This window comes from Kribbella solani (assembly GCF_014205295.1).
Classification (GTDB): domain Bacteria; phylum Actinomycetota; class Actinomycetes; order Propionibacteriales; family Kribbellaceae; genus Kribbella; species Kribbella solani.
Genome location: NZ_JACHNF010000001.1, coordinates 1,728,551 through 1,740,406 on the forward strand (window position 1 = coordinate 1,728,551; position 11,856 = coordinate 1,740,406).

Annotated in this window: 11 protein-coding genes; 6 read left to right on the forward strand and 5 right to left on the reverse strand. The window is 69.0% G+C overall.

All coding sequences use genetic code 11. The annotated features are described in order from the left end of the window. The first annotated feature begins 29 nt into the window (after nt 1-29). The 3 genes from HDA44_RS07630 to HDA44_RS07640 all read left to right on the forward strand — a co-directional run bounded on the left by HDA44_RS07630 (nt 30) and on the right by HDA44_RS07640 (nt 3,257). Nucleotides 30-968: a helix-turn-helix transcriptional regulator gene (locus HDA44_RS07630; protein ID WP_184832483.1), complete on the forward strand. Its 939-nt coding sequence runs from the start codon at nt 30-32 to the stop codon at nt 966-968. 124 nt (nt 969-1,092) lie between these two features. Next, nucleotides 1,093-1,980, forward strand: a complete 888-nt coding sequence (locus HDA44_RS07635; protein WP_184832485.1) for an LppU/SCO3897 family protein — start codon at nt 1,093-1,095, stop codon at nt 1,978-1,980. 488 nt (nt 1,981-2,468) lie between these two features. Continuing rightward, on the forward strand, nt 2,469-3,257 hold the full coding sequence (locus HDA44_RS07640) for a sugar nucleotide-binding protein (protein WP_184832487.1): 789 nt from the start codon (nt 2,469-2,471) through the stop codon (nt 3,255-3,257). A 25-nt stretch (nt 3,258-3,282) separates the two neighbouring features. Here HDA44_RS07640 and HDA44_RS07645 read toward each other — a convergent pair whose 3' ends face one another. The 3 genes from HDA44_RS07645 to HDA44_RS07655 form a co-directional block, all read right to left on the reverse strand. Beyond that, nucleotides 3,283-3,711, reverse strand: a complete 429-nt coding sequence (locus tag HDA44_RS07645) for an OsmC family protein (RefSeq protein ID WP_184832489.1) — start codon at nt 3,709-3,711, stop codon at nt 3,283-3,285. A 34-nt stretch (nt 3,712-3,745) separates the two neighbouring features. Then, nucleotides 3,746-4,396: an SDR family oxidoreductase gene (locus HDA44_RS07650; RefSeq protein WP_184832490.1), complete on the reverse strand. Its 651-nt coding sequence runs from the start codon at nt 4,394-4,396 to the stop codon at nt 3,746-3,748. A gap of 96 nt (nt 4,397-4,492) precedes the next feature. Continuing rightward, nucleotides 4,493-6,400: an acetate--CoA ligase gene (locus HDA44_RS07655; protein ID WP_272956406.1), complete on the reverse strand. Its 1,908-nt coding sequence runs from the start codon at nt 6,398-6,400 to the stop codon at nt 4,493-4,495. A gap of 17 nt (nt 6,401-6,417) precedes the next feature. On the opposite strand from HDA44_RS07655, the gene HDA44_RS07660 reads away from it, so the two are divergent. After that, nucleotides 6,418-7,338, forward strand: a complete 921-nt coding sequence (locus HDA44_RS07660; protein ID WP_184832491.1) for a threonine/serine dehydratase — start codon at nt 6,418-6,420, stop codon at nt 7,336-7,338. Nucleotides 7,339-7,348: 10 nt separating this feature from the next. Here the strand turns inward: HDA44_RS07660 and HDA44_RS07665 are convergent, their stop codons facing one another. After that, nucleotides 7,349-7,975: a rhomboid family intramembrane serine protease gene (locus HDA44_RS07665; protein ID WP_184832492.1), complete on the reverse strand. Its 627-nt coding sequence runs from the start codon at nt 7,973-7,975 to the stop codon at nt 7,349-7,351. A 109-nt stretch (nt 7,976-8,084) separates the two neighbouring features. On the opposite strand from HDA44_RS07665, the gene HDA44_RS07670 reads away from it, so the two are divergent. After that, nucleotides 8,085-9,284, forward strand: coding sequence for a Cmx/CmrA family chloramphenicol efflux MFS transporter (locus tag HDA44_RS07670; protein WP_184832493.1), 1,200 nt, complete (start codon nt 8,085-8,087; stop codon nt 9,282-9,284). On the opposite strand, the gene HDA44_RS07675 is transcribed toward HDA44_RS07670, so the two are convergent. Beyond that, a complete protein-coding gene (locus tag HDA44_RS07675; protein ID WP_184832494.1) occupies nt 9,226-10,632 on the reverse strand; it encodes an APC family permease in 1,407 nt (468 codons plus the stop codon). The two genes, HDA44_RS07670 and HDA44_RS07675, sit on opposite strands and share 59 nt — an antisense overlap. Before the next feature lie 124 nt (nt 10,633-10,756). Between HDA44_RS07675 and HDA44_RS07680 the strand changes: the two genes are divergently transcribed. Next, entirely contained in the window at nt 10,757-11,737 is a 981-nt protein-coding gene (locus HDA44_RS07680) for a DUF389 domain-containing protein (protein WP_184843073.1), read from the forward strand. The last annotated feature ends 119 nt before the right edge of the window (nt 11,738-11,856 follow it).

The window sequence follows — 11,856 nt, forward strand, 5'->3', positions numbered from 1 at the left end:
TTGAGCGGTTTGTCTGCGACGATCGGGGCATGCGTGCGGATCGGCTGGTAGCGGCGCTGTTGCTGATGCAGGCGCGGGGCCGCGTCACCGCCGCCGAGCTCGCCGACGAGCTGGACATCTCGATCGCGACCGCACGCCGCGACCTCGAAGCGCTGTCCACCGCCGGCATCCCCGTTTATCCACAGCCCGGACGCAACGGTGGCTGGCAGTTGGTCGGTGGTGCGCGTACGGATCTGAGCGGACTGAGCGCGACCGAAGCGCAGGCGCTGTTCCTGCTGGTCGGCCCGGCCGCGTCGATCGCCCCGGACGCGAAGGCGGCGCTCCGCAAGCTCGTCCGCGCGTTGCCGCAGACGTTTCGTGAACACGCGGAGGCCGCCGCCGAGGCGGTGGTGATCGATCCGGCGCGGTGGGGCGAACACGTGAAAGAGCGGCCGGAGCTCGTACGCCGCCTGCAGGATGCGGTCGTACGCCGTCACCGGGTTCGAATGGTCTACGGCCGCGCGACGACCGAGCGGCTCGTGGACCCGCTCGGGCTCGTAGATAAGGACGATGTCTGGTACCTGGTTGCCTGGACCGAGCAGGGGCAGCGTACGTTCCGCGTGGATCGGATCGTGTCGGCCGAGGAAACCGCCGAGGAGTTCACCCGGCCGGACGGATTCGACCTCGCGGTCGCGTGGAGCGAGATCGTCGAGCGGATGGAGGAACGCCGTTCCGGGCTGACCGCGACCGTGCTGATGGAGGAACGCCACGTCTGGGTGATGCAGGACCGCCTCGGCCGGAACTGCCAGGTCGACGGGATGGACGGTGAGCGGGCGCGGCTGTTGATCACCGCGCCGACGCCATTGATGATCGCGCAGCAGCTGGCCGGGTGGGGCGGTTCGATCGAAGTGGTCGGACCGCCTTCCGTACAAGCCGAACTGGCGCGGCTCGGGCAGGAACTCGTCGATCGGTACGGGGCCACCGGCTAGTCACTGTTGGTAGGTGGCCGGAATCCGAAGGTGAACATGCCCCGGCGTGCGGCCGAATGGACCACGTGGGTGAGTAAGGTGCCATGGTTCAGCGTGTCCCGACCAAGAGCTACAGGAACCATTCGTGACCACATCCCCTCCCGAGCCGCCGCAGAACCCGTACTCCGGGCAGCCGAGCGGCTACGGTCCGCCGCCGGAGCAGCAGTTCCCACAGTACGGCCAGCAGCAGCAACCCCAGTACAACCAGCAGCAGTCGTACGCCGGTGAGCAGCAGCAGTACCAGCCGTACCCCCAGCAGGGCCAGTACCCAGGCCAGCAGGGTCAGTACCAGCAGTCGTTCCCACAGCAGGGACAGCCGCCGCACGGTCAGCAGCAGGGCCAGCAGGCGTTCGCGCCGCAGGGCCAGATGATCTGCCGGTTCTGCGGTGGGTTCCCGGCGGTCGACGCGACCGTTCGCGGTCACCAGGGCCTGATCATCATCATGCGGTTCCTGAAGCTGCAGGGCCCGTTCTGCCGTACCTGCGGGATGGCGTCGGTCCGTGACATGACCACGAAGAGCCTCTGGCAGGGCTGGTGGGGTATCGGTTCGTCGATCATCAACCCGATCACGATGCTGATGAACATCGGCCCGATGCAGAAGTTCAAGAGCCTGCCGGAGCCGCAGCCGGGCCCGGGCCGGCCGATGGACCCGGGCAAGCCGCTCGTCCAGCGCCCGGCGATGCTGATGCTGCTGCTCCCGATCGTGTTCATCGGCCTGATCGTGTTCGCGAACCTGAACTCGACCGAGAACAAGGCGACCGTCGGTGCCTGCGTGGTCAACAAGGGCACCACCAGGAACCCGGACGTCAAGGTCGTCGACTGCAGTTCGTCCGACGCCGCGTTCCGGATCGTCGGCCGGATCGACGACTCGACCGACGACAGCCAGTGCGACCAGTACGCCGACGCGCAGGCGTCGTACTACTACCAGCACGGCTCCACCAAGTACACGCTCTGCCTTGCACCAGTGAAGTAGCCCAGGCGCGGGTGCCGATCCGTCGATGACCGGCACCCGCCCGGGAAAGTCCGTGGCCGAGCTCGATCAGAGATGACAGCGTTGGCCGGATGCTGACCGTGCTGGGCGTCGACGTCTCCCCCGATCTGCTGGATGGCTGGGTGGTACGCGATCGACTCCCGGTCCGCGTACACGGCCTGGTTGAGTGAGGATGCGTACGGCGAACTGCCCGTGACGACCCGAGCCGGCCTGGTACGGGCGCAGGTGGACTGTGGGCGCGCGCCGTGCCGACCGTTCGGCGCTGGGCGGGTGTGGTCGGGCCGGATGTGCGTCGGCAGGCCGACGGGCATCGGTTCGTGTGGTGGAAGTCGTTGCTACGCGAGCCGTTCGAGGATGCTGCACAAGCCGTCGCAGTCGTGGATGACACCACGGAAGGTGCGTACGGTCGCCGAAGTGAAGCGCGCCACGCGGACCGCCGGGTGGCGGCTGGAACGGCATAGGGTTCTTGGGTGAGGTTGCTAGTCACTGGTGCCGCCGGACTGCTGGGGCGGGAGTTGTTGCGGTCCGGCCCGCTGTGCGGCCATGAGGTCGTGCCCGCGTACCACTCGGCGGTGGTCGCGGGTGGCGTACGGCTCGACGTCCGGCGGCGAGATGCGGTACGGGAGGTGATCCGTACGGTGCGGCCGGATGGGATCATCCATGCCGCGTACCGGCAGGACGACTGGGCGACGACGGCTGACGGCGCGGTGAATGTCGCGCTGGAAGCTGATGGTGCGCGGCTGGTGTTCGTGTCGAGCGATGCGGTGTTTTCGTCGCGCGAATCCAGGTGGACGGAGGACGAGCCGCCGCGTCCGGAGACTGCCTACGGCGCGGCGAAGGCAGCCGCCGAAACCGCAATCCGCGCGTTGACCCCAGCTGCGGTGATCGCACGAACGTCGATCATCGTCGGCTCGGACGGCACCTCGGGCGAAGAACTTCGAGCACACCAATTGGCAGGCGGAGAGCCAGGATCGTTCTTCACTGACAACATCCGGTGTCCGGTTCATGTCGCCGACCTTGCGGCCGCGCTGCTCGAGTTGCTGGGGTCCGGCATCAGCGGAGTTGCCCACCTGGCCGGACCCGAAGCCCTGAGCCGGTATCAGCTCGGTCGGCTGATCGCGATCCGCGACGGCCTCGACCCGGATGCCCTGCGATCCACTCCAGGTGTCCCGTCGAACATCCTCCTGGACGCCCAACGCACCCAGGCAACCCTGACCACCCACCTCCGCCCGCCCTCGGAGTTCCTGAAGGACAGGTAGTGACTACCTGCCCTTCAGGCTCAAGTCAGTCGTTGACGGTCGTGGTGACCGCGGTGCCCAGCTCGACCGTGCGGCTGACCGTGCAGAGGCGGTCGTGCGACATCTTCACCGCTCGCGGCAGGGCCTCCCGCGCCTTGTCGCCGTCCTCGCCCTCGGGGAACCGGATCGTGAACTCGACCGCCAGGTTCTCCATCCGGTTGCCTTCCTCGGCGTCCCGGATCTTGTCGCCGCGCACCACCGCGGTGAACTCGTCCGGCTCGGCCCGCCGGCTGACCACGACGTCGACGTCGATCGCCGAACAGGTACCGATCGCGGCCAGCAGCAACTCCACCGGCGTGAAGTCGGTGTCGGCGCCACCGGAGCCGACCCGGATGCTCCCGCCGCGGGCGTTTTTCACCTCGTAGCTGCTGTTCGCCAGGCGCTCGAAACTGACCTGCCGCAGTGTGTCTGCCATATCTGCCCGAACCATTCTGTTGCTTGTGGCAACTTCAGAGGGACTCGAGCGCCGCCGGCACCGCGGTGTCGCCGGCGATCAGCTCGAGCGTCCGGCCGATCGCGGCCGGAGTGTCACAGAGACCGGCCAGGACCAGTGCCACGTCGTCGCGGCTGATCCGGCCGTTCCCGGTCTTGTCCGCCAGGTACACCGATCCGGTGCCTGGGTCGTCGGTGAGGCCGCCGGGCCGGAGGACGGTCCAGTCCAGGTCGCGGGCGCGCAGGTCTTCCTCGGCCGCCCATTTGGCCTTCAGGTACACGGTGAACGTCGAGTCGTCGGTGAGCGATCCGGCCCGGTCGGCGCCCATCGAGCCGACCTGGAGATGCCGCCGTACGCCGGCCTGCTCGGCCGCGTCGGCGAACAGCGCCGCCGCGCCGCGGTCGACGGTGTCCTTGCGGGCGTTGCCGCTGCCCGGTCCGGCGCCGGCCGCGAAGATCGCGACATCCGCGCCTGCCAGCACCTCGGCGACCGCGCCGGCGTCGGTCTGTTCGAGATCGAGCACGGCGGTACGCCCACCGGCTGCCGCGACGTCGGCTTCATGCGACGGATTGCGTACCAGCCCGATGACTTCGTGCCCGGCACCGCTCAGCAGCTTCGTCAGCCGTAGCGCGATCTGCCCGTGCCCACCCGCAATCACGACTCGCATACCCTGAGCTTAACCGCCGGGCCCAGTCGGTGGGTTAACCCCTCAGCTTGCCCCTTCACCCCCCGCACGCGCGGCGTGAAGGGGTGATTTCGGAGGTTAACCTCTCAAGATCGGGCGGAGGGCGTCCAGGACGGCGGGGTCCTCGATCGTCGACGGTACGGGTTCGTCGCGGCCGTCCGCGATGCCGCGCATCGTCTTGCGGAGGATCTTCCCGGAGCGGGTCTTCGGCAATGCGTCCACCACCGACACGTCCCGGAATGCTGCGACCGGTCCGATCTCCTGCCGTACCGTGGCCACCAGTTCGTCCCGCAGTACTTCGGGCTGCACCGTCGCGCCGGCCTTGAGTACGACGAATGCCCGCGGCAACTGTCCCTTCAACGCGTCCTGCACCCCGATCACCGCGCATTCGGCAACCGCCGGATGCGCCGCCACCACCGCCTCGATGGATCCGGTGGACAACCGGTGCCCGGCCACATTGATGACGTCGTCGGTACGCCCCATCACGAAGATGTACCCGTCGTCGTCGAAGTAACCGCCGTCGCCAGTCAGGTAGTACCCGTCGTAAGACTTCAGGTAGCTGTCGATGTAGCGCTGGTCGTCGCCCCACAACGTCGGCAGCGCACCCGGCGGCAGCGGCAACCTGATCGCGATCGCACCTTCTTCGCGCGGCTCGAGTTCCTTGCCCGACGCATCCAGGATCCGGACGTCCCAGCCCGGCATCGGCACGGTCGCCGAGCCCGGTTTGGTCGGCAACGGTTCGAGCCCACGCGGGTTCGCGGCGATCGGCCAGCCGGTCTCCGTCTGCCACCAGTGATCCACGACCGGTACGCCGAGGTGCTCGTGCGCCCAGTGGTACGTCTCCGGGTCCAGCCGCTCGCCCGCGAGGAACAGGGTCTGGAAGCTGTCCATCGGATACCGGGCGAGTTCGCCGGCGTCCGGGTCGAACTTCTTGATCGCCCGGATCGCGGTCGGCGCGGTGAACAGTGCCTTCGCGCCGTGCTCCGAGATGACGCGCCAGAACGCGCCCGCGTCCGGCGTACCGACCGGCTTGCCTTCGTACAGGACCGTCGTCGCCCCGACCAGCAGCGGCGCGTACACGATGTACGAGTGCCCGACGACCCACCCGACATCCGAAGCGGTCCACCACACGTCGCCGGGCCCGATGTCGTACACGTTGCGCATCGTCCAGGCGAGCGCGACCGCGTGCCCGCCGTTGTCGCGCACCACGCCTTTGGGCCGCCCGGTCGTACCGGAGGTGTACAGGATGTACAGCGGGTCGGTCGCCGCGACCGGCACCGGATCGGCCGGTGCCGCATCAGCGATCAGCGCGGCCCAGTCGAGGTCGTGCGGGCCGAGGTCGGCCGGTGCCGCGGGCCGCTGCAGGATCACGGTGTGTACGGGCTGGTGCCGCGCGAGCCGCAACGCCTCGTCGATGATCGGTTTGTACTCGACCACGCGCGCCGGCTCGATCCCGCAGGACGCGGCCACGATCACCTTCGGCGTCGCGTCGTCGATCCGGGCCGCCAGCTCGCGCGGCGCGAAGCCGCCGAACACGACCGAGTGGATCGCGCCGAGCCGGGCGCAGGCCAGCATCGCCACGACCGCTTCCGGGACCATCGGCAGGTACACGATCACCCGATCGCCCTTGCCGACGCCGAGCGATGCCAGCGCCCCGGCGAAGGTCGCGACCTGATCGCGCAGTTGCGTGTACGTGAACGATGTGCCGGCGCCGGTCACCGGTGAGTCGTAGATCAGCGCGGTCCGGTCGCCGTACCCAGCCTCGACGTGGCGGTCCAGCGCGTTGTACGACGTGTTCAGCTCGCCGTCCGGGAACCAGCGGTAGATCGGTGCGTCCGTCGCGTCGATCGCGTGGGCTGGGCGCCGCGTCCAGGTGATCGCGTCAGCCGCTTCGAGCCAGAAGCCGTCCGGGTCGTCCAGGCTCCGCCGGTAGATCTCGTCGTACGCGCCCATCGGGTGGCCTCCAGTCCGTCGCCTGTTCTCCATCGTGGCAGGGTTGAGGCATGACGGTAAGTATCGATGACGTCCGGGCGGCCGCGCAGCGCATCGAGGGGCGGGTCCGGCGGACGCCGGTGATCGAGGTGGCGCCGGGACTGACGTTCAAGCTCGAGTTGCTTCAGCACACCGGGTCGTTCAAGGCGCGTGGCGCGTTCAACCGGTTGGTGGCGGCGAAGGATCGCGGTGAGATGACCGGTCAGGGCATTGTCGCGGCGTCCGGCGGCAATCACGCGCTGGCGGCGGCGTACGCGGCGCGGGAGCTGGGCGTACCGGCGCGGATCTTTGTTCCGGAGACGACGCCCGCGGCGAAGCTCGGCAAGCTGCGGACGCTCGGTGCGGAGATCGTTCTGGCCGGTAGTGAGTATGCCGAGGCGTACCAGGCGGCGGAGACGGCTCGGGACGAGTCGGGTGCGTTGCTGGTGCATGCGTACGACCAGCCCGAGATCGTGGCGGGTCAAGGCACCGTCGGGCTTGAACTGCTGGATCAGGCAGGTGCGTTCGACACCGTGCTTGTTGCCGTTGGTGGTGGCGGTCTGATTGCCGGTATCGCGACCGCGATTGGCAGGAACGCGCAGGTCATCGGGGTGGAGCCGGTGCTCGCGTCGGCAATGCATCGCGCGCTGGAGGCCGGTGCGCCGACCGATGGGCCGGTCGGTGGGGTGGCCGCGGACTCGCTTGGTGCGCGGCGGCTCGGTGAGTTGGCGTTCACGGCGGCGCGGGAGCACGGCGTACGGTCGGTGCTGGTCGAGGATGACGCGATCGTTGCCGCGCGCAAGGAGTTGTGGCGGGGTCATCACCTGGCGGCCGAGCACGGCGGCGCGACGGCGTACGCGGCCCTGACCTCCGGTGTTTACCGCCCGGCGGCCGATGAGCGGGTCGTCGTGGTCGTCTGCGGCGCAAACACCGACCCCAGCACGCTCAGCTGAGCATCTCGGCTCAGCTGAGGCTTCGGCCGGTGGTGACCTGTTGCTGTTTGTCGTCCGACAACACCCAGGCGGCGAGTACGCCGGCGATGCCGCCGAACAGGTGGCCCTGCCAGGAGATTCCGTCCTGTGGCAGCAGCCCGCCGAGCAGCGCGCTCCCCCACACGACCACGACCAGTACACCGATGAGTACCTGGCTGATCCGCCGGTTGAACAACCCGCGCAAGATCAGATACGACGCGTACCCGAACACCAGACCGCTCGCGCCGATCGTGATCGTGTTCGACGGTGAGACCAGCCAGGTGCCGAAGCCGCCGATCACCGTCACGATCGCGGTCACCGCGAACAACCGGGCCGCGCCGCTGATCGCGATCAGCGCGCCGAGGGTGACCAGCGGCAGCGTGTTCGAGATCAGGTGGCCGAAGCCGAGGTGCAGGAACGGCGCGGTCAGGATGCCGATCAGGCCGCGCGGTTCGCGGGCGATGATCCCGTACTGGTCGAGGGCGCCGTGGGTCGCGGTGTCGATGATTTCGCTGAGCCACATCAGCCCGACCAGGACGCCGAGCAGCTTCAGTCCACCGCCTACCTTGGCAGTGTCCACAGCCCGCCCGGTGCGCTTCGCCGGAGTCTGAAAGCTCATGTAACAACCATGCCGTACGAGCCCAAGTCTCACCCAGTGGCAAGCGCGGCGACGACGGAAAGTGATCTCTGCGATACTGCGAGTGGCTGTCGTCAAGTGAGGGGGAACGATGCCGATCGCCGTCTACGTCCTTGGCCTGAGCATCTTCGCGCAGGGCACGTCCGAGCTGATGCTCGCCGGGCTGCTGCCGGAGCTGGCTGCCGATCTGCACGTCACGATCCCGCAGGCGGGTCTGCTGATCTCCGCGTTCGCGGCCGGCATGCTCGTCGGCGCGCCGGTGCTGGCAGTCGTCACGCTCACCTGGTCCCGGCGTACGGCGCTGCTGGTATTCCTGACCATCTTCGCGCTCACCCATGTCGCCGGTGCGCTGACGCCCAACTACACGGTGCTGCTGGTGACCCGGATCGTCGGCGCGTTCGTGTACGCCGGGTTCTGGTCGGTCGCCGCCGTCACGGTGGTCGCGCTCGTACGCTCCGGCAGCCGCGCGCGGGCGATGAGTATCGTCACCGGCGGCCTGACGATCGCGACGATCGTCGGTCTCCCGCTCGGCACGGTTCTCGGTCAGCATCTCGGCTGGCGATCCGCGTTCTGGACCGTCGCCGGGCTCTGCGTACTCGCGATGGCGGGCGTGGTCACCACGGTTCCGGCCGGGCGGCCCGATCCGGCGACCGCGCCCCGGCTCGCCGATGAACTGCGGGCGCTGGTGAACGCGCGGCTGTGGCTCGCGTTCGGGACGACCGCGCTGGTGACGGCGACGATCCTGGTGCTGTTCAGCTACCTCGCGCCCCTCCTCACCGGCGCGACGCACCTGCCGGCCGGAGCAGTCCCCGGCGTACTGGCGCTGTACGGCCTCGGGTCGTTCATCGGAATCACTCTCGGCGGCCGCTTCGCCGATGCGCTGCCGTTCCACACCCTGTTCATCAGCATCAGCGGCCTGATCGTGCTGTCCGCCGTCCTCGCGCTGGCCGCGGGCTCGCCGCTGGTCGCGATCCCGGTGATCGTGCTGCTCGGTGGGTTCGGGTTCGCGGCCAACCCGGCGCTGAACGCGCGCGTCTTCAGCCTGGCCGGCGACCGGTCCACGCTCGCGACCGCGACGAACTTCTCCGCGTTCAACGTCGGTATCACCGCCGGGCCGTGGCTCGGCGGGATCGCGATCGACGCCGGCACCGGGTACCCGGCCCTTGGCTGGATCGCGGTCGCCACCGGAACCGCTGCCCTCGCGACCGTGCTGGTCGCGGTCTTCCTGCCGGTCAGTTCACCGGGCCTTGCGGGTCGAGGTGCGTCGGATCGAAGTCGGCGCGCCGCTTGAACACGTACTTGTTCAGCACCCAGGTCAGCGCCCACAGCACGACGCCGACCAGCATCAGCCACCCGGCCACCTTGTAGTCCGCCGAGTCCCGGCCGGACAGCGGGCTGGCCAGGTACACGCACAGCACGATGCCGAGCACCGGCAGCGCGGTCGGCGCGTGGAAGTGCTTGTGCTCGACCTTGTCCTTGCGCAGCACCAGCACGGCGAAGTTCACGATCGCGAACACGCACAGGAGCAGGAACGCCGTCGTACCACCGAGCGCCGCCAGGTCCGCGTACCCGATCAGGACGAACGCGAGCAGCGTGGTGAAGAGGATCGCGATGTACGGCGTACGCCGCTTGTGCAGCACCCGCCCGAGCGGACCGGGCAGTACCTTCTCGTGCGACATCCCGTACAGCAACCGGCTCGCCATCAGCATGTTGATCAGCGCCGAGTTGGCGACCGCGAACATCGTGATCCAGGCGAACACCTCGAGCGGGAACCCGGGCGCGCCGGCCTGGACGACCTTCAGCAGCGGCGTCGCGCCCTTGTTCAGCTCGTCCGGCGAGACCAGCGCGACGGCGGAGATCGCGACCAGTACGTAGATGACGCCGGTGATGCTCAACCCGATCAGCATCATCCGCGGGAAGATCCGGACCGGGTCCTTGGTCTCCTCGGCCATGTTCACCGAGTCCTCGAAGCCGACCATCGCGAAGAACGCCAGCGCGGTCGCGGCGGTGACCGCGCCGAACGGCGACTCGCCGTCCGGGACCTTGAACTCGGTCAGCCGGGAGGTGTCGCCGTCGCCGCCGATCAGCGCCCAGGCGCCGATCCCGATCACGATCAGCAGCCCGCTCAGCTCGACCAGGGTGAGTACGACGTTGGCCTTGACGCTTTCGCCGACGCCGCGCAGGTTCACCAGCGCGATCAGCGTCATGAAGCCGAGCGCGGTGATCATCAGCAGCGCGCCGCGGCCGGGGTCGAGGTGCGCGGCGGAGAAGAAGTTCGCCGCGAACGCCTTCGACGCGCTGGAGGCCGAGGTGAGGCCGGAGCACATCACCGCGAAGGTCAGCAGGAAGGTGAGGAAGTGGATGCCGAACGCCTTGTGCGTGTACACCGCGGCGCCGCCGGCCTTGGGGTACTTGGTGACGAGTTCCAGGTAGCTGGTCGCGGTCAGCATCGCGACGATGAACGCGCACAGGAACGGCAGCCAGACCGCGCCGCCGACCTCGCCCGCGACCTTGCCGGTCAGCGCGTACACGCCGGTGCCGAGGATGTCGCCGACGACGAACAGCAGCAGCAGCCCGGGCCCCATCACCCGCTTCAGCTCGGGGCGCTGACCGGTCTGCGGAACGGCAGTGTCACTCATCGTGCCTCCCTGGATTCGGTGCGTCAGTGGACCATATCCACACCGCCACCGCCAGCGGTACGGCGTGTGCGCCGGTGTGCCGTGGCCGGATGGTGACCTCCGGGCTGGGAACATGGCGCCCGTGATGCACCTTCGTCTGATCGTTCCGCCGGACCGCAGCGAGCGGGTACTGGACGGGCTCGTCGCCGATCCCGGCGTGTCCTGCGTGACCCGCGTACCCGGGGCGGCGCATCGCCCGGCCGGCGATCTGATCGAGTGCGACGTGACCCGCGAGGCGACGTCGGACGTGCTGGTCCGGCTTAAGGCGGAAGGCCTGTACGACGACGGCTCGGTCGCGCTGACGTCGGTGGATTCCGCGCCGTCGAGGAACGCCCAGGCCGCGGAGAAGGCGGCGCCCGGCGCACCTGACGACGCGGTGATCTGGGATGTCGTGGTCGACCAGGCGTACAACGAGGCCGGCGGGTCCTGGGTGTACTACGTGTTCCTCACGCTGGCGACGATGATCGCGTCGGTCGCGGTGGTCACCGACTCGTCGATCCTGGTCGTCGGGGCGATGGTGGTCGGACCCGAGTTCGGCGTGGTGGCCGCGCTCGCCGTCGGGTTGTTCCTGCGGAAGGGCGGTCTGACCAAGCGGTCGTTGATGCTGCTGGTGAAGGGGTTCGTGCTGGCGATCGTACTGACCGCGATCGCGGCGCTGCTGGCCCGCGCGGTCGGGTGGGTGGACGCGTCCGACGTGACCGCGGCCCGCCCGCTGACCGGTTTCATCTGGCGGCCGGATCGCTGGTCGGCGGTGGTCGCCGTACTCGCGGGAAGCGCCGGGGTGCTGTCGCAGACGGCCGGGCGGGGCAATGCGCTGGTCGGGGTGTTCATCTCGGTGACCACTGTCCCAGCCGCGGGTGATCTGGCCCTGTCGGTCGCGTTGTGGGCGCCGCATCAGATCGGCGGTTCGGCCGCGCAGCTCGGGATCAACCTGGCCGGGATGACGGCGGCCGGTGTGGTGACGCTGCTGCTGCAGCGCGTGATCTGGCGCAGTTACCTGCGGGTAAAGCAGGTCCGCGGCGTCGCTGGTCCGCTGCGCGGGCGATCCGAGAGCGGGCAGTCCTAGGGCGGGCGCGCGCGTTGAGGCTTGACCGGACGTCCCCTGTCCGATCCGCGCGCGCCCGGCACAGTCACACTTACCCCATCCCGGGGGTGCCCGCACCTGGCCCTGTGCCGGATTGCGCT